The 21,112-nt window shown below is 72.4% G+C and carries 20 protein-coding genes and 1 tRNA gene; 6 read left to right on the top strand and 15 right to left on the bottom strand.

Features of this window, described 5'->3' with window-relative positions; translation table 11 throughout:
- The 5 genes from ACYU8V_RS11550 (at nt 1) to ACYU8V_RS11530 (ending at nt 4,382) form a co-directional block, all read left to right on the top strand.
- Nucleotides 1-1,239 (top strand): 2-oxo acid dehydrogenase subunit E2, encoded by a 1,239-nt coding sequence (locus ACYU8V_RS11550; protein WP_460847490.1) that lies wholly within the window; start codon nt 1-3, stop codon nt 1,237-1,239.
- A 149-nt stretch (nt 1,240-1,388) separates the two neighbouring features.
- Nucleotides 1,389-2,486, top strand: a complete 1,098-nt coding sequence (locus tag ACYU8V_RS11545) for a PKD domain-containing protein (RefSeq protein WP_460847489.1) — start codon at nt 1,389-1,391, stop codon at nt 2,484-2,486.
- A 118-nt stretch (nt 2,487-2,604) separates the two neighbouring features.
- On the top strand, nt 2,605-2,997 hold the full coding sequence (locus ACYU8V_RS11540; RefSeq protein WP_460847487.1) for a VOC family protein: 393 nt from the start codon (nt 2,605-2,607) through the stop codon (nt 2,995-2,997).
- A 25-nt stretch (nt 2,998-3,022) separates the two neighbouring features.
- Nucleotides 3,023-3,349, top strand: a complete 327-nt coding sequence (locus tag ACYU8V_RS11535; protein WP_460847485.1) for a helix-turn-helix domain-containing protein — start codon at nt 3,023-3,025, stop codon at nt 3,347-3,349.
- A gap of 187 nt (nt 3,350-3,536) precedes the next feature.
- The gene (locus tag ACYU8V_RS11530; RefSeq protein WP_460847483.1) at nt 3,537-4,382 is read left to right on the top strand and encodes an SDR family oxidoreductase; all 846 of its coding nucleotides are present in this window, start codon (nt 3,537-3,539) and stop codon (nt 4,380-4,382) included.
- Between the two features lie 31 nt (nt 4,383-4,413).
- On the opposite strand, the gene ACYU8V_RS11525 is transcribed toward ACYU8V_RS11530, so the two are convergent.
- The 10 genes from ACYU8V_RS11525 to ACYU8V_RS11480 form a co-directional block, all read right to left on the bottom strand.
- Nucleotides 4,414-4,486 (bottom strand) — tRNA-Thr (locus tag ACYU8V_RS11525).
- A gap of 65 nt (nt 4,487-4,551) precedes the next feature.
- Entirely contained in the window at nt 4,552-6,078 is a 1,527-nt protein-coding gene (locus ACYU8V_RS11520; RefSeq protein ID WP_460847482.1) for an alpha/beta hydrolase, read from the bottom strand.
- Nucleotides 6,079-6,089: 11 nt separating this feature from the next.
- Nucleotides 6,090-7,226 carry a DNA polymerase III subunit delta' gene (locus ACYU8V_RS11515; protein ID WP_460847481.1) on the bottom strand — a complete coding sequence of 379 codons (1,137 nt, stop codon included), beginning with the start codon at nt 7,224-7,226 and terminating at the stop codon, nt 6,090-6,092.
- Entirely contained in the window at nt 7,223-7,858 is a 636-nt protein-coding gene (tmk, locus tag ACYU8V_RS11510; RefSeq protein ID WP_460847480.1) for a dTMP kinase, read from the bottom strand. Before tmk ends, ACYU8V_RS11515 begins: the two co-directional genes overlap by 4 nt.
- Nucleotides 7,859-7,878: 20 nt before the next feature.
- Nucleotides 7,879-8,523: a dihydrofolate reductase family protein gene (locus ACYU8V_RS11505; RefSeq protein ID WP_460847478.1), complete on the bottom strand. Its 645-nt coding sequence runs from the start codon at nt 8,521-8,523 to the stop codon at nt 7,879-7,881.
- A 46-nt stretch (nt 8,524-8,569) separates the two neighbouring features.
- Complete coding sequence (gene topA / locus ACYU8V_RS11500; protein WP_460847476.1) at nt 8,570-11,308, bottom strand: type I DNA topoisomerase; 2,739 nt, start codon at nt 11,306-11,308, stop codon at nt 8,570-8,572.
- A 1,109-nt stretch (nt 11,309-12,417) separates the two neighbouring features.
- Nucleotides 12,418-13,488 (bottom strand): DUF2510 domain-containing protein, encoded by a 1,071-nt coding sequence (locus tag ACYU8V_RS11495; RefSeq protein WP_460847474.1) that lies wholly within the window; start codon nt 13,486-13,488, stop codon nt 12,418-12,420.
- 20 nt (nt 13,489-13,508) lie between these two features.
- A complete protein-coding gene (locus ACYU8V_RS11490; protein ID WP_460847473.1) occupies nt 13,509-14,987 on the bottom strand; it encodes a DUF7059 domain-containing protein in 1,479 nt (492 codons plus the stop codon).
- Nucleotides 14,984-16,075, bottom strand: a complete 1,092-nt coding sequence (locus tag ACYU8V_RS11485) for a low temperature requirement protein A (RefSeq protein WP_460847951.1) — start codon at nt 16,073-16,075, stop codon at nt 14,984-14,986. Before ACYU8V_RS11485 ends, ACYU8V_RS11490 begins: the two co-directional genes overlap by 4 nt.
- A gap of 29 nt (nt 16,076-16,104) precedes the next feature.
- Nucleotides 16,105-16,437: an STAS domain-containing protein gene (locus ACYU8V_RS11480; protein WP_460847471.1), complete on the bottom strand. Its 333-nt coding sequence runs from the start codon at nt 16,435-16,437 to the stop codon at nt 16,105-16,107.
- A gap of 157 nt (nt 16,438-16,594) precedes the next feature.
- On the opposite strand from ACYU8V_RS11480, the gene ACYU8V_RS11475 reads away from it, so the two are divergent.
- Nucleotides 16,595-18,928: a DEAD/DEAH box helicase gene (locus ACYU8V_RS11475; protein WP_460847469.1), complete on the top strand. Its 2,334-nt coding sequence runs from the start codon at nt 16,595-16,597 to the stop codon at nt 18,926-18,928.
- Here the strand turns inward: ACYU8V_RS11475 and ACYU8V_RS11470 are convergent, their stop codons facing one another.
- The 5 genes from ACYU8V_RS11470 to ACYU8V_RS11450 all read right to left on the bottom strand — a co-directional run.
- Complete coding sequence (locus tag ACYU8V_RS11470) at nt 18,929-19,276, bottom strand: Rv3654c family TadE-like protein (protein WP_460847467.1); 348 nt, start codon at nt 19,274-19,276, stop codon at nt 18,929-18,931.
- On the bottom strand, nt 19,273-19,635 hold the full coding sequence (locus tag ACYU8V_RS11465; RefSeq protein WP_460847465.1) for a TadE family type IV pilus minor pilin: 363 nt from the start codon (nt 19,633-19,635) through the stop codon (nt 19,273-19,275). The genes ACYU8V_RS11470 and ACYU8V_RS11465 overlap by 4 nt, the downstream gene beginning before the upstream one ends.
- A gap of 3 nt (nt 19,636-19,638) precedes the next feature.
- Nucleotides 19,639-19,824 carry a DUF4244 domain-containing protein gene (locus ACYU8V_RS11460; protein ID WP_460847464.1) on the bottom strand — a complete coding sequence of 62 codons (186 nt, stop codon included), beginning with the start codon at nt 19,822-19,824 and terminating at the stop codon, nt 19,639-19,641.
- Between the two features lie 176 nt (nt 19,825-20,000).
- Nucleotides 20,001-20,717, bottom strand: a complete 717-nt coding sequence (locus ACYU8V_RS11455; RefSeq protein ID WP_460847462.1) for a type II secretion system F family protein — start codon at nt 20,715-20,717, stop codon at nt 20,001-20,003.
- The coding region (locus ACYU8V_RS11450; protein ID WP_460847461.1) for a type II secretion system F family protein at nt 20,714-21,112 on the bottom strand (399 nt) is incomplete at its 5' end. The genes ACYU8V_RS11455 and ACYU8V_RS11450, both read right to left, overlap by 4 nt.

The following is a 21,112-nucleotide window of genomic DNA, read 5'->3' as shown; positions in this document are numbered from 1 at the left end:
ATGGAGATTCGCGTTCCCGACATCGGCGACTACGCCGACGTACCCGTCATCGAGGTCCACGTCGCCCCCGGCGACACCATCCGTGCCGAGGACCCCCTCATCACCATCGAGACCGACAAGGCCACGATGGACGTGCCCGCACCCGTCGGCGGCACCATCGTGTCGGTCGCCCTGTCGGTCGGCGACACCGTGAGCCAGGGCACCGTCGTCGCGGTCGCGGAGTCGGCCGACGTGACGGTGCCGGCTGCGGTCGAGGAGGCCCCGGAGCCCGCGGCGGTCCAGGCGCCCGCGGAGGCCGAGCCCGCCGCCGTCGAGGAGGCTGCCCCGATCGCGGAGGCGTCCCTGAGCGGCGCGCTCCGCGCCACCCCGCTCGTACGCCGCCTCGCCCGCGACCTCGAGGTCGACCTGGCGAAGGTGGCCGGCAGCGGGATCAAGGGGCGGGTCACGAAGCAGGACCTGCTCACCCACTACGAGAAGGGCGTCGCGCCGTCCGGGGCCGCCGGCGGCGCGGGGATCCCGCCGGTGCCCGAGGTCGACTTCGCGAAGTTCGGCCCGGTCCGCCGGGTCGCGCTGTCGCGGATCAAGAAGGTCTCCGGCCCGCACCTGCACCGCTCCTGGCTCAACGTCCCGCACGTGACCCACGCCGACGAGGCCGACATCACCGACCTTGACGCCTACCGCCGCGAGCTCGACGCGGTCGCGAAGGGCGAGGGCTACCGCGTCACGCTGCTCGCGTTCCTGCTCAAGGCGGCTGCCGCGAGCCTGCGGAAGTTCCCGGAGGTCAACAGCTCGCTGTCCGGCGACGAGCTGGTGCTCAAGGACTACGTCCACATCGGTCTCGCGGTCGACACCCCGGACGGGCTGGTCGTCCCCGTCGTACGCGACGTGGACCGCAAGGGCATCGCCGAGCTCAGCCGCGAGCTGGGCGAGCTGTCCGCGAAGGCGCGCGACGGGAAGCTGACCGCCGCCGACATGCAGGGCGCGACGTTCACGATCAGCAGCCTGGGCGGCATCGGCGGCACCCACTTCACCCCGATCGTCAACGCCCCCGAGGTCGCGATCCTCGGTGTGGTCCGCTCGAAGATGGCGCCGGTCTGGAACGGCGAGGAGTTCGAGCCGCGGCTGATGCTCCCCCTGTGCCTGTCCTACGACCACCGGGTCATCGACGGCGCCCTCGCGGCCCGCTTCACCGCGCACCTGGCCCACATCACCGAGGACGTACGCCGGCTCGTCCTCTGAGGATCGGGCCGGGAGCGGCCGGCGGGGGGCGAACCTTGTACGGACCTTGGGCGGGCGAGTCTTTACCCAGCGGGATGCTGACAGCCGAGCGGGGCGCGCGGATCATCGCGAGAGAGGGATCATCCCTGCCGTGAGTCTGGAGGCTCCCCATGCGTGTCCAGCCCGTACCTCGTCGCCCTGTCCGTGCCGTCCTCGCCGGGTTGACCGCAGCAGCGGTCGTCGCGCTCACGCCCGCAGTCTCCTCGGCGCTGCCGACGGCCGACTTCACCATCAGCGCCACCACCCCTGCGCCCGGCGCCCCGGTGACCTTCACGTTCACCGGCACCTGCGACCAGCCGCCGTGCTCGGTGGTCTGGACCTGGTTCCAGGACGGTGGCAGCCACCTCGGCACCCGCATGGGGTTCGGTGACGAGATCACCTACGCGTTCCCCCGGTCCGGCCTGTATGCGGTGGTCGCGAGGATCACCAACGCCAACTCCACGCACGGCAGCGCGAGCGCGACCCACGACCTCGTCGTCGGCGACACCGTCCAGGAGAACGGTCAGGCGGTGCGCCTGGGCGGGTGGAGCAGGGTCGCCACCGCGGGCGCCAGCAAGGGCGGCGAGCACGTCGGCACCGGCTCGGCCGGCCTGTGGTTCGCGGGCGGTCGGCTCGGCTACGTCGCGTGCACCGGCCCGGGCCGAGGCATCGCCCGGCTGGTCGTCGACGGACGTCGGCTGGGCACGGTCGACCTGTACTCGGCAACGCCCGGTGTCCGCACCCGGTCGCTCACCGGGCTCGGCGCGGGCGTCCACTTCGCGCGGCTCGTCTCGACCGGCACCCGCAACCTCGCATCGACGGGCATCGCCATCTCGCTCGACGAGTTCCTGGTCGGTGCGACGGTGCACGTCGACGACAACAGCCTCGGTGTCAGGTACGCCGGATGGGCGGGCCTGTCGTCACCGGTTGCCGACGGAGGCGGCGAGCGGATCACTGCCCAGCCCGGAGCCCAGGCCATGGTCACCTTCTCCGGGACCACCGTGACCTGGGAGACCGCCGAGGGCCCCGACCAGGGCATCGCCACGGTGCTCATCGACGACGTACCGGTGGCGACCGTGGACAACTATGCGGCGGCGACGACACCGAGGGTCCTGCGCACCTTCACCGGCCTCACCACGGGATCCCACACGCTCCGGGTGGTGGTGGCCGGCCAGCACCAGGCCGCGAGCACGGGGAACGGGATCGTCGTCGACGCGTTCGTCTCCTGAGCCTGCCCCGTGTGGCAGTGGAGGAGGCCTTCCGAAGCGAACGGGGCGCCGTTGCCTCCCGATTCGCCCGCCGACGCCCACTCCTGAGGATGTCGGTGGTCGGGTGCAGGGTGGAGTCATGAGCACCCCCACCCCCATCACCGAGCTGATCGCCTTCACCATCGACTCCGCCGACGCCGCCGCCCTCGCCCGCTTCTACGCCGACCTCACGGGCGGCGAGGTGACCGGCGACTACCCGGAGTACGGCTACGCCTCCGCGTCGGTCCTCGGCGCGACCTTCAACTTCCAGACCGTCGCCGACTACGGCCGCCCCGAATGGCCGGGCCAGGAGCACCCGCAGCAGTTCCACCTGGACTTCCGCGTGCCCGACCTGGAGGCCGCCACCGAGCACGCGGTCGGCCTGGGGGCGACCGTCGCCGACACCCAGCCGGCCTCGAGCGTCGGCGGATCGTGGCGGGTCATGATCGACCCCGACGGCCACCCGTTCTGCCTCTGCCCTCCTCAGGAGTGAGGCCCGGATCTGCGACGATGCGGGCATGGATCTCGTACGTCTCGCGGACTCGGTCCGGACCCGACGCCGCGCGCTCGGGATGAAGACCTCGGCCGACCTGGCCCTCGCGGCCGGGCTCTCGCTGCGCACCGTCGCCGAGATCGAACGCGGCGCGAACCTGGTCGGCGAGACCAGCCAACGTGCGATCGAGACCGCGCTCGGCTGGGAGCCGGGCGAGATGGTGCGGATCGCCGAGGGCGGCGACCGGCGCCGTACCGTCCTCGAGGACGTCGCCGCGCTCCGCGAGGTCCTGGCCGAGATGGAGGACCTCCGCGCGCGGGCCGAGGCCCTCCTGGAGCGCCTCGACGGCTGATTCCGGCGGGTCCTTGTCCGCACAAACGCTGGATTTGCCGGGTTTTCCTGCGAACGCCCTCCGGTTCGGGCATGCTTCTACTCGACCCCGCTGAGTTGACCCGAGACTTCTCAGCGGGGTCTTTCACGTTTTCGGGTCAGGCCCCGCGCCGCAGGCGACCGCGCGGGTCCGCCAGTACAGTCGGCGCATGCCCACGGTCCTGATCACCGGCGCCTCGCGGGGCATCGGTCGCGCCACCTCGCTCCGCCTCGCCCGCGCCGGCTGGGACGTCCTCGCCGGCGTACGCCGAGAGGAGGACGGCACGGCGCTGGCGGCCGAGTCCCGGCGGATCACGCCGATCGTCGTCGACATCACCGACCCCGCCCACATCGACCGCGTCGCGCGGGAGGTGACCGTGCTCGATGCGCTGGTCAACAACGCGGGCGTCGCGATGCTCGGCCCGATCGAGGGCCTCCCGATGGCCACCCTTCGCGCGCAGCTGGAGGTCAACTTCTTCGGGCACATCGCGCTCACCCAGGAGCTGCTGCCGCGGCTGCGCGCCTCCCGCGGGCGGATCGTCTTCACGTCGTCGGTGAGCGGACGGATCGCCACGCCGCTCACCGGCGCCTACAACGCCTCCAAGTTCGCGCTCGAGGGGGCGGCCGATGCCCTGCGCATGGAGCTTCGGCCGTGGGGGATCGCGGTCTCGCTCGTCGAACCGGCCCAGATCGCCACCGACATCTGGGGCAACGCGGAGGCCGACTTCGACGGCTACGTCGCCGCGATGTCGCAGCCCGCCCAGGAGCTGTACGCCGGCCACATCGCCGGCTACCGCAAGTCGATCCCGTTGTCGCAGAAGCTCGCGGCCCCCGCAGACAAGGTGGCGCGCACCATCGAGCGGGCGCTCACGGCGCGACGCCCGCGTGCCCGCTACGTCGTCGGCGCGTTCCCGAAGGTGCAGGTCGCGCTGACCAGCGCCTCTCCCACACCTGCGATCGACGCGCTCCTCGCTCGAGCGACGGGCGTGCCCGGCAAGCGCCGGCACGGCAGGTGACCAGCTGGCCCCGGGCCAGTGGCCCTATCGGAGCCGCCTGTCGGAATCGAACCGACGACCTAATCATTACGAGTGATTCGCTCTACCGACTGAGCTAAGGCGGCGTACGCCGACACGTCGGCGGACCGGGGAAGCATACCGAGACCGCCGGGCGGCGTCCGAATCGGGATCAGCAGCTCAGGCCGTCCTGGGGGACGTGGCCGTCGATCAGGTAGGAGTGGACGGCGTCGTCGACACAGGTGTTGCCCTTGTCGTAGCCGGTGTGGCCGTCCCCGTCCCGGCTGATGAGTACGCCGGACTTCAGCTCCTTCGCGAGCGCGACCGCCTCCTCATAGGGCGTCGCCGGGTCGCGGGTCGTGCCGATCACGACGATCGGCGCGGCGCCCGCGCCGTCGATCTTCAGGCCGGGGCGGTCGGTGTTGTGGAACGGGTCGCCCCAGCACGAGGTCAGGCCCCAGGCGAAGATCTTGCCGAACGTGGGCGAGGCCTTCTCGAAGGCGGGGTACTGGCCGGGCACCTTCTGCGGGGCGATCGCCCACGGGTCGTCCAGGCAGCTGATCACCCCGATCGCCTCGATGCCGTTGTCGGCGTAGGTGCCGTCCTGGTTGCGCGAGGAGTAGGAGTCCGAGAGCAGCATCAGGATCGTGCCGTTGCCCTGCAGCGCCTGCTGCAGACCGGCGTCGAGGTAGCTCCACTCCGCGCGCTGGTAGAGCGGCGCGATCACGCCGTAGACGGCGTTGCCGATCGTCAGCTCGCGGCCGGACTTCGTGGGCAGCGGCTTCTTCTCGATCGAGGCGAGCAGCGCGGAGATCCTCGCCAGCCCCGCGTCGATGCTGGAACCCAGGAAGCAGTCGCCCTGGTCGACGCAGTTGCCGACGTAGGAGCGCAGGGCCGTCTCGAACCCGGCCGCCTGGTGCAGCGCGCTCTCGCGCGTGCTCAGCGCGACGTCCTCGGCGCCGTCGAGCACCATCCGGCCGACCTTCTTCGGGAACAGCTCGGCATAGGTCGCGCCCAGCTTGGTGCCGTAGGAGAAGCCCAGGTAGTCCAGCTTGTCCTGCCCGAGCGCGGCCCGCAGGATGTCGATGTCCCGCGCGGCGTCGACGGTGCTGACATGGCTGATCAGCGCGTCGGAGCGCTGCTGGCAGCCCTTCCAGAAGGTGCGGCCCGCGGCGACGTACTGCCGGACCTCGGCGGGGGTGGACGGCGCGGGGTCCTCCGCGATGTACGCGTCCACCTGCGTGTCGCTGAGGCAGTCGACGGGGTCCGACTTGCCGGTCCCGCGCGGGTCGAAGGCGACGATGTCGTACGCCGCCCGCAGCGGCGGCGCGAAGTAGCTCTTCGCGTCCGAGGCCAGGTAGTCGCCGGGTGCGCCGGGGCCGCCCGGGTTCACGACCAGCGCCCCGATCGGCTTCGCGCCGGTCGCGGGCGCCTTCTCGACGTGCAGGCTCACGCTCGCCTTCGCGGGGTGCGCGTAGTCGACCGGCACCGACAGCGAGGCGCACTGGTCGTCGCCGCAGGCCGACCAGTCCAGCTTCTGCTGGTAGTACGTCGCCAGGCCGCCCAGACCCGCGCCGGTGGACGTCGAGCCGTGCGTCGCCGCAGGGGTGGGCTGCGCCGAGCCACCGGAGCCGCCGGAGTCCATGCAGCCCGCCAGCAGCAGGCAGGCCGCCAGCCCGGCCACGATCCTCTTGCGCATCCGCGTCTCCCTCATCGTGTCGGCGCCACGAGCGCCACCATCATCGACTCCAGCGCGAGCGCCGGTGGCACGTTGAACTCCAGCATCTGCTCGCGGGCGCCGAAGATCGCGCCGATCCGGCGCAGGTTGAGCTCGGGCGTGGACGCCTCCGCGAGCCGTACGACGTCGACGCGGATCTCCTCGTTCACCAAGTCGCCGGCCGCACCGGCCGCCACCGCGATCGCGTCGCGGTAGACCGACATCAGGTCGGTCAGGCCGCGGTCGATGACGTCAAGGTGGCGGCGCTTGGCCCGCGTCTTCTGGTCCTTCTCGAGGTCGCGGAGCGCGGGGGCGTACTCGCGCGGCCGGCGCCCGCGCTCGACCACGCCGTACGCCGCGTCCAGGTCGGCCTTCTCCTGCGCGTCCAGCTGGCTGGTGATCGCGTCCGCCTCCGCCTTGGCCGTGTCGGCGAGCAGCGATGCCGCCGCCATGCACCGGCCGAGCGAGGTCAGCCCGATCGGGATCGCGACCACGTCGCCCCGCCGCTTGCGCACATCCTCGTCGAACGCGAGCGCCCGCGCACGGCCGATGTGGCCCTGGCTGGCGCGGGCGGCGTACGTCGCCAGCGGCTCCGCGACGCCCTTGGCGGTCAGGAACGCGGCGACCTCGGCGGTGGTCGGCGTGGACAGGGTGACCAGCCGGCAGCGGCTGCGGATCGTCGGCAGGACGTCCTCGACCGTCGGCGCGCAGAGCATCCAGACCGTGCGGCCGTTGGGCTCCTCGATCGCCTTGAGCAGCGCGTTGCAGGCCTGCTCGGTGAGCCGGTCGGCGTCCTCGACGATCAGGATCGACCAGCGGTCGCCCATCGGGGTGAGTGCCGCCTTGCGCACGAGGTCGCGCACCTCGGCGACGCCGATCGAGAGCTTCTGGGTGCGGACGACGGACACGTCGGCGTGACTGCCCGCGAGCACCGTGTGGCACTCGTGGCACTCGCCGCAGCCTCCGCGCGGGCACTGCAGTGCCGCGGCGAACGCGACCGCGGCGTTGGAGCGGCCGGAGCCGGGCGGGCCGGTGAACAGCCAGGCATGGGTCATGCCGTCGCCGCGGGCGGCTGCCGAGAGGGCCGTGATGGCGGGCCTCTGGCCGACCAGGGTGTCCCACACCGTCATCGCAGCAGTGCCTCCACCCGGTCGTGGATCCGCTCGTGGAGCTCCTCGATGCTTCCCCGCGCGTCGAGCACCAGGTAGTGCTCCTGATCGGTGGCCGCGAGCTCGAGGAAGTGGGCGCGGACCCGCTGGTGGAACTCCAGCGACTCGCCCTCGATCCGGTCGCGGCCCTCGAAGCGGCCGAGTCCGGCGGCCGGCTCCAGGTCGAGCACCACGGTCAGGTGCGGGCGCAGGTCGCGGGTCGCCCAGCGCTGCACGGCCTCGACGCCGGCGAGGTCCTCGGCCCGGCCGGCGCCCTGGTAGGCCAGCGAGGAGTCGACGTACCGATCGGTGATGACGACCTCGCCGCGCTCGAGCGCCGGGAGCACGACCGTGTCGACGTGCTCGGCCTTGTCGGCGGCGTACAGCAGGACCTCGGTGCGGTTGGCGAGCGCGCCGGTCTCCGGCGAGAGCACGATGCGGCGCATCTCCTTGCCGACCGGGGTGTCGCCGGGCTCGAAGGTCAGGCGCACCGTGTGGCCGGCCGCCTCCAGCCGGTCGCGCAACAGCCGGGACTGGGTGGACTTGCCGCCGCCCTCACCGCCCTCGAAGCAGACGAACAGCCCGGAGTCGGCGTACATCCCGGACGAGCTCACCGCCACAACCTAGCCTGGGCTCAGCGCTCGAAGGTCACGTGGGTGACGCCGCTCGGGGTGCGCTCGGTGGCCACGTCGTAGGACGCCTCGAGGCCTTCCAGGCCGTCCCAGAGCCGGACCCCGCGGCCCAGCACGATCGGCGAGACGACGACGTGCAGGTGGTCGACCAGGCCGGCGGCGAGGAAGTCGCGCGCGACCGTGACGCCGCCGCCGATGCGGACGTCGAGGTCGCCGGCGAGCTCGCGCGCCTCGGCGAGGGCGTCCTCGACCGACGCGTCGCGGAAGTGGAAGGTGGTGCCGCCGGCCATCTCGATCGAGGGCCGCGGCCGGTGCGTCAGCACGAGGACGGGGGTGCGGAACGGCGGCTCGTCGCCCCACCAGCCCTGCCACGCAGCGTCGTCCTGCCAGCCGGGCGGGCCGAACTTGTTCGCGCCCATGATCTCCACGCCGATCCCCTCGCCCCAGCGCGACGCGAACGCGTCATCGGCCTCGGAGCCCGGGAGGCCGTCGCCCTGCCCGGTCATCGCGCGGAAGGTCGCCGTGGGGAAGAACCACTCCATCAGCCGGTGCCCGGCGTGGCCGAACGGCGACTCGAGCGACTGCCCCTCCCCGGTGCCGAAGCCGTCCAGGGAGATGCCGAGGTTGTGGATCCGGACCCGTTGCATGCGGCCAAGGTACGCCGTACCGCCGACGGTGGTTTCGATACGAGACCTACGACTTCTTGGCAGCCGTCTTCTTGTTCTTGGCAGCCGTCTTCTTGGCCGGAGCCTTCTTCGCCGGAGCCTTCTTGGCGGCGGCCTTCTTCGCGGGCGCCTTCTTGGCCGCCTTCTTCGTGGCCTTCTTCGCCGGACCCTTGGCCCGCCGCTCCGCCAGCAGCTCGGCGGCCCGCTCGAGGGTGATCGCCTCGACGGTGTCGTCCTTGCGCAGCGTCGCGTTGTGCTCGCCGTCGGTGACGTACTCCCCGAACCGGCCGGCCTTGACCACGATCGGCTGGCCCGACACCGGGTCGGGGCCGAGCTCCTTGAGCGGCGGCGCGGCGGCGGCGCGGCCGCGCTGCTTGGGCTGGCTGTAGATCTTCAGCGCCTCGTCGAGGGTGATGCCGAAGATCTGGTCCTCGGTGGTCAGCGAGCGGGAGTCGGTGCCCTTCTTCAGGTACGGGCCGTAGCGGCCGTTCTGGGCGGTGATCTCCTCGCCGGACTCGGGGTCGGCGCCGACGACGCGGGGCAGCGACATCAGCCGGATCGCGTCCTCGAGGGTGATCGTGTCCAGGCTCATCGACTTGAACAGCGACCCGGTGCGCGGCTTGGCGCTCTTGGGCGCGTCCTCGGGCAGGACCTCGGTGACGTAGGGGCCGAAGCGGCCGTTCTTCGCCACGACCCGCAGCCCCGTCTCCGGGTGCGTGCCGAGCTCGATCTCCTCGCCGGCCGGGTTGGCGAGCAGCTCGCGGGCCTTGGCCGCGGTCAGCTCGTCGGGCGGCAGGTCGTCGGGCACGTTGGCGCGGACGGCCGCGCCGTCACCGCCGTCCGGGCCGGGGCCCTCGAGGTAGGGCCCGTACTTGCCGACCCGCAGCGCGATGCCGGTGTCGCTGCCGTCGGGCTCGCGCACCGGGAAGGTCGCGAGCTCCTTGGCGTCGATGTCGCCGAGCCCGTCGACCAGCGGCTTGACGCCGGCCAGCTTCTCGGAGCCGAAGTAGAACTCCTGGAGCTCGGTGACCTTGTCCTTCTCGCCGCGCGCGATCTCGTCGAGGATCTCCTCCAGCCCGGCCGTGAACTCGTAGTCCACGAGCCGGGTGAAGTGCTCCTGCAGCAGCCGCGTGACCGAGAACGCGATCCAGTGCGGCACCAGGGCGGTGCCCTTCTTGAACACGTAGCCGCGGTTGAGGATGGTCCCGATGATCGAGGCGTACGTCGACGGCCGGCCGATCTCGCGATCCTCCAGCTCCTTGATCAGCGTCGCCTCGGTGTAGCGCGACGGCGGCTTGGTCTCGTGGCCGCTCGCGCTGACGCTGGCCGAGGTGACCCGGTCGCCCTCGAGCAGGTTCGGGAGTCGCGTCTCGGTGTCGTCCTTGGACGCGGAGGAGTCGTCGGTGCCCTCGACGTACGCCTTGAGGAAGCCGTGGAAGGTGATGACCCGGCCGGACGCGGAGAAGACGACGTCCTCGCCGGTCGCGGCGGAGCCACCGATCCGGATCGACACCGACTGGCCGACGGCGTCCTTCATCTGCGAGGCGACGGTGCGCATCCAGATCAGCTCGTAGAGCCGGAACTGCTCGCCCTTGAGGCCGGTCTGCGCCGGCGTACGGAAGCTGTCGCCGGCGGGACGGATCGCCTCGTGCGCCTCCTGGGCGTTCTTGACCTTGTTGGCGTAGCTGCGGGGCGCGTCGGGGACGTACTCGGCGCCGTACAGCTCTTGGACCTGGGCCCGGGCCGCACCGATGGCCGCGCCGGAGAGCGTGGTCGAGTCGGTACGCATGTAGGTGATGAAGCCGTTCTCGTACAGCCGCTGCGCGACGCTCATCGTCGTCGAGGAGCTCATGCCGAGCTTGCGGCTCGCCTCCTGCTGCAGCGTGGTGGTGCGAAACGGCGGGTACGGGCTGCGCTTGTAGGGCTTGGACTCGACCGAGCGGACGTCGTACGTCGTGTCGGCCAGTGCCGCCGACAGCGCCTCCGCCTTGGCGCGGTCCAGGTGGACCACGTTCTTGGCCGACGCCTTGAGCACGCCGTCGTCGCCGAAGTTGGCGCCGGACGCGACCCGGGAGCCGTCGACGGTGTAGAGCTTGGCCGGGAACATCCGCGGATCGCGGTCGGCGCCCGCGTCGAAGGTGCCCTCCAGGTCCCAGTAGGAGGCCAGCTTGAAGGCCATCCGCTCCTTCTCGCGGTCGACCACGAGCCGGGTTGCGACCGACTGGACGCGGCCGGCCGACAGGCCGGACATGACCTTGCGCCACAGGACCGGGCTGACCTCGTAGCCGTAGAGCCGGTCGAGCAGCCGGCGCGTCTCCTGCGCCTCGACCAGGTCCATGTCGAGCTCGCGCGGGTGGGCGGCGGCCTCCTGGATGGCGGGCTTGGTGATCTCGTGGAAGACCATCCGGTGCACGGGGATGTTCTTCGGCTTCAGCTCGTCCAGCAGGTGCCAGGCGATGGCCTCGCCCTCGCGGTCACCATCGGTGGCGAGGAAGAGCTCGTCGGCGTCCTTCATGAGCTGCTTCAGCTTGGAGATGTGGCTCTTCTTGTCGCGCGGCACCACGTAGTACGGCGTGAAGCCGTGGTCCACGTCGATCGCCAGCCGGCCCCACGGCTCGTTCTTGATCTTCGCCGGGGTGTCGGCCGCGTTGTTCGGGAGGTCGCGGATGTGACCGATCGAGGACTCCACGACGAAGCCGTCGCCGAGGTACCCGCCGATGGTCTTGGCCTTGGCCGGTGACTCGACGATCACCAACTTGTGTGCCACTGGGAAGCGCCTATCTGCTGTCTGACTGCTGTGCTCGAACCGTTCAGGAGGACACCGATCCCCGATGTCAGGTCCTCACGGCCGATCACGGTAGCGGGTGCTGTCCAGTCCGCCGCTTCCCGCAGCCCGCTCTGTGGGCGGGCTCACTTCAGTGAAGGACCCTTGGAGCGAGCGCGGCTAACCTCCCAAGAACCGCGCGGCGAGGTAGAACCAGGCTCCGAGCACGAGCAAGCCCAGCACGCCGATAAGTACCTGCCTCCACACGGGAGGTCCCCAGAAATCCCCTCGTCGATTCGACAACTCACCTACCTCCAGAACTTCGAGCTGGTCTGACTCCAAGCACAGGTCGAGACACCGCTGCCGACCGCAATCGGATTGCGCGTAGCGAAGCCGATGATGATCCCAGCACCGCCACAGATCACCTCGACTCGGCGCGTTTCCTGGACCCAGTCGGGCGTGCTGTGGCAGCCGAAGAACCACAAGGGCAGCGTTGCCGGCGTGGGCACAGAAACGCATCGGCCATCATTCAGCGTGCGCGCGGTCCACTGCAACCATCCCCAATGCCAGGGCCAACTGATTCCGCGCGGAGCCAGACCACGCTGGCGGAGCAGCGGGCCGTAGCACGCCGGATTCGCGGAGCATGGCGCCACGCTCGGATGTGCCAGGACGTACTCCTTGGCCCGCCTGAATACCCACGACGGTAGCCGGATCCCGCGTGCCGTCCCCAGGTAGCCACCTTTGAATTCCCGCACCATGATGCGACTGGGGCTGACGAACGGGTGGCATCTCCTACCGGGCGACCGGCGGTGCTCGCACGGATAGTCCGCCACGACTGGAGCGATCTCCGGCACTGCCTCCGGCCGCCCGCCGGGCCGCCGCTCAGCCAGCGAGACCGTCGCCACCATCGCCACCATCACCAAGACCAGGATGCGAACGAATAGCGCGACATGCGCGCGCCTCTGGACCAACATTTTCAACCTCCCGAGAAAGAGCCGACGTGAAGGCCGCCTACCCCACCGCGTAAAGGGGAAACCGGGCATCCACAGGCCGCTGCCATCGTCGGTTGCCAAGCACCTCCTCAGGAGAGGATCCGAAGCGGAGACGGGTCGTCAACCGACACGTACGTTGGCAGCGGTCAACTTCTCGAGAGCCTCGAGGGACTTGTTGCCGATCGGCACCCCCATCAGGAACACCCCGTACGACTTGGCGTTCCCGGTGTCCACGACCACCACCTGGACGGTGTCACCGAGCGCAGTGGTCGTCGGGTCGTTGACCTTGATCTGCTGCACGAGCGAGAAGGCCGCGTGCCCGTCCACCTTCGTGTTCTGGGCCGACACCTCCGGAACTGCGTAGGCGCCGCGGTACATGTTCGGGTCGGCGGCCATGCACGCGACGACCACGCGCGCGGCCTGCTCCGGCGAGTGGAAGCCGTTGGCCTTCGGCAGGGAACCGAGCGCCATCATCGAGATCCAGCCCTGGGACACCACCTTGCTGACCATGCTGACGCCTGATGCGAAGGTGATGGCGCCGGCATCGGCGCGATCGACGCTGTAGCCGTGGTCCGCCAACGCCGGCGCGGAAAGGCCCCCTCCGCGGATCCTGCCGGCCGTCGACGAACCGCCGATCTGGGGCGTGACACCGTCGCACTGGAACGCCGTGGGCGTGATGCTCCCGAGCGGGGCGGAGGGCACCACTCCGCCGCTCGGGGCGGTGCCGGGAGTGGTCGAGTCGGTGGCCGTGGGGGTGTCGCTGGTGGCCGGCTCCGCGCTCGGGCCCGCGTCGTCGCTGCCCAGGGTGCGGACCGCGACGAACGCGATGATGGCGAGCAGCACCAGGAAGGCCACGGCCGCGGTCACGATCGCGATGGTGCGGCCGGTGTGCGAGCCGCCGCCGGGCTGGGCCGGGATCGGCGCGCCCGGCATCGGGCTCCACTGCTGCGGAGTGTCCGGCAGGGCGCCGTACGCCTGGGGTTGGGGGGATGCCGGCGGCGCCGGTGGTGCGGGCGGTGCCGGGGGCGCCGGCGGGACCATCGGCGGCGGGGTGGTCGCGGGCGCCGGCTGCTGGGGCCCGCCCTGGCCGAACGGGTCCGTGCTGGTCACCTGGCTCCAGGCCCGGCCGTCCCAGTAGCGATAGGTGTTCGGCGTGCCCGCGGGGTCCGGGTACCAGCCTGCGTTCGTCACCCCGCCAGTGTGCCAGCGGGTCAGGAGAGGAAGCCCTCGCGGACCAGGTCGGCGATCTCGGGGAGGTACACCTCGCGCAGGCTTCCGGCGTCGCGCTCGAGCAGCTGCGCGACCGCGTCGAGGATCTGCCCGACGGACAGCTCGCCGTCGCAGGCACCGACGACCGCCGCGACGACGGTGTCGGCCTGACGCGCACGCCGGAAGCCGCGCTGCTGGCGCAGCACGATCGTGGAGGGGTCCTCGGCACCGGCCGGGCCCTGCGTCTCCTGGACGACGTCCTCACGCAGGGTCAGCCGGGAGTCCGGTCCGACGGTCGCGGCGACGGCCACCTGGTCGGCCCACGAGCCGATCGCCGGGGCGATCGGCTGCTCCACCTCGTAGGGCCACTCGAGCAGCTCCACGGTGCGCGCTCCGCCGGAGCGGTGCAGGTTGATCCAGCCGAACCCGATCCCGCCGACCCCCTGGTGCTCGAGCCAGGACAGCCAGGTGTCGTAGCGCTCGGCGTACTGACGACGATCGCCGCCGGTGGCGGGGTGGTGGCCGGAGTCCTTGAGCCAGAGCTCGACGTACGACGCCGGGTCCAGCACCTCGCGCTGCACCACGAACGCATCGCAGTCGGCGGGCAGCCAGGACCCGATCCGCTCGTCCCAGGGGCGGCCCTCGTCGATCACCCAGTTGGCCAGCACCTGGCACCAACCGCCCTCGGTGAGGTGCTGCGGCGCCGTACGCACGATGTGCTCGACGACGCCGTCGCCGGGCAGGCCGGAGTCGCGGTAGACCAGGCGCTCGCCGGTCGCGGGCGAGATGACGAACGGCGGGTTCGTCGCGATCAGGTCGAAGCGCTCGCCCTGCAGGCCCTCGAAGAAGCTGCTCTCGCGCACGTCGACCTTGTCGTCGACCTCGTTGAGGTACGCGTTGAACCGCGCCATGCGCAGCGCACGCTGGTTGACGTCGGTGGCGACCACCCGATCGGCGTGCTCGGCGAGGTGGAGGGCCTGCACGCCGCAGCCGGTGCCGAGGTCGAGCGCGCTGTCGACGTCGTGGCGCAGCGTGAGCTGGGCGAGGGACGACGAGGCCTGGCTGATGCCGAGCACGTAGTCGCCGCTGACGACGGTGGGCGTGCCGTCCAGGCCGGGCGTCAGGTCGCTCACGACCCAGAGGTCGGCGCCCTCGACGGCGTACGGACGGCAGTCCATCCGGGCCGCGACCTCGCCGACGCTCTGCGCCACGAAGCCCGCGGCAGCGAGCTCGTCGACCAGGCCGGGCAGGGCCCGCTCGGCGTCGGCGCGGTCGACCTCGCGCTGCAGCAGGAACAGCTTGACCAGGGTGGCCAGGGGGCCGGAGTCGCGCAGGGTACGCCGCAGCGCGGGCGTCGTCTCGTTGCGCGACAGCGCCGCATGGGCTGCCTCGCCGAGCAGCTCGCTGACCGCGTCGTAGGTGAAGTCGGCGTCCTCGAGGGCGGGGCGGAGGCGGGCGGCGAGCTCGGGTCCCAGGGTCACGGGTCCACGGTAGAGCGTCGGGTGAGGCGCTCGACGATGAGCATCGACGTGATGATCGCTGCGATCACGGCCAGCTCCTCGGACGTGCCCGCGGAGGTGCCCACCGGGATCGCGGCGAGGACCACCAGCGCCGCCACGGCGCGCAGGGTCGCCGGCGCGTGGCGCAGGACCAGCCGGAACCCCACCAGGCCCAGCAGGTACGCCGACGCGCCCGCCGCCACCAGCACCGCGGACTCGGTGTCGGCCGGCGCCGCGAGGTCGGGCAGGCCGCCGCGGGTGCCACCGGCGATGGCGACCACGCCGCCGAGCATCAGCACATGGGTGATGTCGTAGCCGACGAGGGCGCGGATGCCGCGCTGCTCCGGAGCGAAGTCGCGCAGAGCAGCCTCGCCCGCGTCGTCCTCGCCGTCGAAGTAGCACCACCACAGCGCGAACGCCGCCAGCAGCCCGCCGGTCGTGCCGAGCACCAGGTGGATCGTCACGTCCTCGCCGAGCGCGGCGCTCGCGATGCTCAGCAGCGACTCCCCGAGAACGATGATGATCATCAGACCGTGCCGCTCCGCGAAGTGGGCGACGGCGACCGGGAAGCCCGCCACGAAGCCGAGCAGCGGAGGCGCCCACTGCAGCAGGACCGCGGCGATCCAGAGCGCCCAGCGCAGGGTGTGATCGGCGTACGCCGCAGCCAGGATCAGCCCCGCGGCCACGAGGTTGGTGCTGCCGATCCGGATCATCGCGCCGAAGGTGCCGGAGCGGCCCAGGGTCAGGAATGCGATGGTGTGGACCACCGTCAGCCCGAGATAGGCGATGCCGAAGGCCACCGCGTCGCTGCCGAACGCCCCGGGGACCGCCAGCGACACCACGAAGAAGGCGAACATGCCGGCGCCGAGCGCCACGCGCTGGCGCCAGACCGAGCCACCGAGCGCATTGGTCAGCCACGAGAAGCCGCCGTACATCCAGTAGACGGCGAGCAGCTCCAGGGCGGCGTACGCCGGGCCGTGCCAGCGGCCCTCCTCGAGGACCGTGGACAGCTGGGTGACGACGAAGACGAAGACCAGGTCGAAGAACAGCTCGAGCGTGGAGACGCTCAGGGTCTCGTCGGCCTCAGCGGCCTGCTCGCTCAGGCGAGCGCCGCCTCGGAGGAGGCGTGGATGACGAAGACCTTCGCCAGGCCGGTGATCTTGAAGATCTTGAGCAGGCGGTCGTTGTTGCAGATCAGCTCCAGGCTGCCGCCGTTGGCGCGCACCTTCTTCAGACCGCCGACCAGGACACCGAGGCCCGTGGAGTCGAGGAACTCGACGGCGGTCATGTCGATGACCAGCTCATAGGTTCCCGCCGCGACGAGATCGGTGATGGTGTCGCGCAGCTTGGGCGCGGTGTACACATCGATCTCGCCGCCTACGGCGACGATGGTGCGGCTCCCCACCACACTCGTCGACAGCGTCAAGTCCACGACAACTCCAGAGATTTCCCGACGTCTCAGCGCTGCTATCAAACCACGGCGGAGAAACATGCGCACGACAACGAGCAGACTGTCACACCGCGGTCACGTCGCGGCCATGTCGCGGGTGGGCCTGCCCATCGTCGGCGGGGCGTGTCACGATCGTGCGGTGAGCGCACTTCCGGTCCCCGAGACCACGGCCGGGACCGACCCCGCCGCGGTGCTCGAGCGGCTGATGTCCGCCCCCGGGCGGGCGGACCGGCTCACCCACCTGGAGACGCTCCCGGCGCGGGCCGCGGTGATGGAGGCGTGGCCGTCGTGGGCCGATCCCGAGGTGCTCGCCGGGTACCGCCGGCGCGGGGTCGAGCAGCCCTGGCGCCACCAGGTCGTCGCGGCGGAGGCGGCCCGGCGCGGCGAGCACGTGGTGCTCGCGACCGGCACCGCCTCGGGCAAGTCGCTGGCCTACCTGCTCCCCGCGCTCACCGCGATCCGCGAGGCACGGGGCCCGCGCGGACAGCGGGGGGCGAGCGTGCTCTACCTGGCCCCCACCAAGGCGCTGGCCCAGGACCAGCGCTCGGCGATCGAGGGGCTGGGGCTCGACGTACGGGTCGCCACCCACGACGGCGACTCGACGCCCGAGCAGCGGGAGTGGACGCGCGACCACGCCGAGTACGTCCTGTCCAACCCCGACATGCTGCACCGCTCGCTGCTGCCCGCGCACGCGCGCTGGGCGCGCTTCTTCGGGTCGCTGCGGTTCGTGGTGATCGACGAGTGCCACCACTACCGCGGCGTCTTCGGCGCCCACGTCGCCCAGATCGTGCGCCGGCTGCGTCGGGTGTGTGCGGCGTACGGCGCCGAGCCGGTCTTCGTCCTGGCCTCGGCGACGGTGGCCGAGCCGGAGGTCGCCGCGGCCCGACTGACCGGCCTGCCGGTGACGGCGGTGACCGACGACTGCTCCCCTCGCGGCGCGACCGCGATCGCGCTGTGGGAGCCGCCGCTGACCGAGCACACCGGCGAGCAGGGCGCACCGGTACGCCGCCCGGCCACCTCCGAGACCGCCGAGCTGCTCACCGACCTGGTCCTCAACGACGTGCGGACGCTGGCGTTCGTGCGCTCGCGGCGCGGGGTGGAGACGGTGGCGATGCGGGCCTCGGAGTGGCTGGCCGAGGTCGACCCGGAGCTGCGGGACCGGGTCGCGGCCTACCGCGGCGGCTACCTGCCCGAGGAGCGACGCGCCCTGGAGGCCGACCTGCGCGCGGGACGCCTCCTCGGGATGGCCGCCACCAACGCGCTGGAGCTGGGCATCGACGTGCACGGGCTCGACGCCGTCGTGGTGGCGGGCTACCCGGGCACCCGTGGGGCGTTCTGGCAGCAGGTCGGGCGCGCAGGGCGCAGCGGGGGCGCGGCCCTCGGGATGCTCGTGGCCCGCGACGACCCGCTGGACACCTACCTGGTCCACCACCCGGAGGCGCTCCTCGGCGCACCGGTCGAGGGCACCGTCTTCGACACCGACAACCCCTACGTCCTCGGCCCGCACCTGTGCGCGGCCGCGCAGGAGCTGCCGCTGCGACCCGACGAGCTCGCGATCTTCGGGCCGCGGACCCGGGAGGTCCTCGGCGGGCTGGTGGAGGTCGGTCTTCTCCGGAGGCGGGCGGCCGGTTGGTTCTGGACCGACAGCCGCCGCGCCGCCGACCTGGCCGACATCCGCTCGACCGGCGGCACGGCCGTCCAGCTCATCGAGGGGGGCAGCGGCCGGGTCGTGGGCACCGTCGACGGGGGTCGCGCCCACTCGGTCGCCCATGAGGGCGCGGTGTACCTGCACCGCGGCGAGACGTGGCTGGTCGAGTCGCTGGACCTCGAGGAGCACGTGGCCGTGATGCAGCTCAGCCTCGTCGACTACAGCACCACCGCCCGCGAGATCACCGACATCGCGATCGTCTCCGAGTCCGCGTCCGAGCGGTGGGGAGAGTGCCGGCTGTCGACCGGGACCGTGGACGTGACGAGCCGGGTGACGTCGTACCTGCGCCGGAGGGCCGTCTCCGGCGAGGTCATCGACGAGACCCCGCTCCACCTGCCCGAGCGGACCCTGCGGACGACCGCCGTGTGGTGGACCGTGCCGCCGGCCGTCGTCGAGGCGACCGGGATCGACCCGGCCGACCTCCCCGGAGCCGCGCACGCCGCCGAGCACTGCTCGATCGGCCTGCTGCCCCTGTTCGCGACCTGCGACCGCTGGGACATCGGCGGGGTCTCGACCGCGCTGCACCCCGACACCGGCCAGCTCACCGTCTTCGTCCACGACGGGCACCCGGGCGGCGCCGGCTTCGCGGCCCGCGGCTACCGCACGGCCCGCACCTGGCTCACCGCCACCCGGGACGCCATCGCCGCGTGCGAGTGCGACGCGGGCTGCCCGTCCTGCATCCAGTCCCCCAAGTGCGGCAACGGCAACGACCCGCTCGACAAGCGCGGCGCCGTCCTGCTGCTGGACGCCCTGCTCGACTCCTGATCACGGGCCCGGCCCGGCCCGGGACTGGGCCGCCAGGTCGGCGGTCTGGCCGAGCCAGCGGGGTCCTTCGGCCGTGACCTCGACCCGTACGTCGGGGCCCTCCACCGTGCAAGCCGTCAGGACCGCGCCGTTGGCGGTGGCCAGCCCGGCCGCCCGACCGCAGGCGTCGCCACCGGCCTGCAGGACCCGGGCGGCACCGAGCGCCGCGAGATCGGCCGCCGCCTGGGCCCGGCGGTGAGCGGCGACCATCGCCCCGACCACCCCCAGGGCGGCGCCGAGCAACAGCAGGACGCCGAGGACGGCGACCACCAGGACGGTCGCGCCACCCCGCTCCCCGTCCGCGCTCATGGCGACGACTCGCCCTCGGCGAGGGCGACCGACTGCGCGTGGACGTGGGCGCCGGGCAGGAAGCCGAACAGGCCGCCCGGACCCGCCACCGTCCCGGTCGCAGTGGCGATCACCTGCCCTCCGCCGCTGGTCACCGCGACGGTGACCCCGTCGGGCGCCACCCGCTGCCCGGCCGCCAGCGCGGCCGCCGGGTCGTCGCCCCGAGCGGCCGCACGGGCGGCCTCGCGCGCGGCGTCGACGGTGCGGACCTGGGCCGCTCCGACCGAGAGCAGCCACACCAGGCCGAGGGTCACCCCGAACAGCAGCGGCAGCCCCATCGCCAGCTCTGCCGTCGCGGCGCCCCGCTCGGTCCGTAGCACGGCTCAGCCGATGCCGAGCAGGGACAGCACGTGCGCGAACAGTGTCTTGAGCAGGTGGTCCCCGAAGCCGCCGGTCAGCAGCTTGAAGAGGAGACCGGCGAGGCCTGCGCCGGCGGCCGTGCCGACGGCGTACTCCGCCGTGGTGATGCCGCGCTCGTCGTGCTGCGCCGGTCGGATCGTGGAGGTCATCTGGTTCTCCTCAGCAGGTCTGCGGCCACCCGATGCGGCCGCGGGAGGGCAACACTGCGCCTCGGCGTCGACATCGGGCGCCTCCCCGTGCCGTGGCCTGTGGAGGACCGGTGATCTCCACAGGCCGCGGCCTCGAGAACGGCCCGACGTGGGGTCCGAGGGACTCGCGGGACCCCTCACCACCTGATCGCGGAGGCCAGCCCGGCCACCAGCGGGACGATGCCGAGCAGCAGGAACGAGGGCAGCAGGCAGACGCCCAACGGCACGGCGGCCCGTACGCCGACGGCGCGGGCCCGGTCCTCCACCTCGGCGCGGGCGGTCCGGGCGAGCTCGGCTCCGAGCCGCTCGATCTCGGCGACGACGGGAGCCCCGGTGCGGTGGACCCGCGCCAAGGTGCGGCCCAGCGGGGCGAGCACGTCGTCGGCGGCCAGGGATCGCCACACCTCCGCCGGCTCGCCGCCGAGCTCGAGGCGGGCCGCCACCGCGGTCAGCCGGTCGGCCGCGGGGCCGGGGAGCGCCCGCGCCACCAGGCCGATCGCGGTCGCGGGCGCGACGCCGGCCCGAAGGGCGGAGGCGAGCAGGGCGACGACGTGCGGCAGGTCGCGGCGTACGTCCTCGCGGTTGCGGCGTATCGCGGCCGGCTCGATCCGGCCCGCCATCACCCACACGATCGCGCCGATCGCCAGGGCAGACGGCACCGTGAGCGCGCCACCGACGAGCAGCCCGCCGCCCGCGCCTGCGAGCACCGCCCAGACCGACCGCCACCGGCGCAGCAGACCGTCGGCAGGCGGGGTTGCGGACGGCCCCGGGCGCGTCGGCGGCACGGCGGAGAGGTCGGGCGCGACCAGCAGCGCGACACCTGCGGCCGCGCAGAGGACCACGAGCGCGCTCATCGGGCCCGCTCCACGTCGGCCGCGAGTGCCTCGATCCAGCTCAGCCCGGCCAGGCCGAAGGCCAGCCCGCCCGCCAGGCAGCCCCAGCCCAGCGGCTGGTGCAGCAGGAACGCCCACGGGTCCGACCCGGCGCCGGTGCCGAGCACCAGCGCCGCCAGCGGGAGGGCGGCCACCAGACGCGCGGTCGCCCGGGCCGAGGCGAGCTCGCCCGCCACGACCCGGCGGGTCTGCTCGGCGGCGCGGAGCTCGTCAGCAACGCGGCCCAGCGCGTCGGCGAGCCCGTGGCCGGTGCGGTGGGCGACCTGCCAGGCCGCCGCGGCGACCCGGAGGTCCCCGGCCCCGGGGAGGGCGGCGAGCTCGCGCAGCGCGTGCGGTACGTCGCCGCCGGAGCCCGC

It is taken from the genome of Nocardioides ultimimeridianus (genome assembly GCF_054777895.1).
Note: the sequence above shows the minus strand (reverse complement) of the source record. Positions and strands in the feature narration are given on the sequence as shown.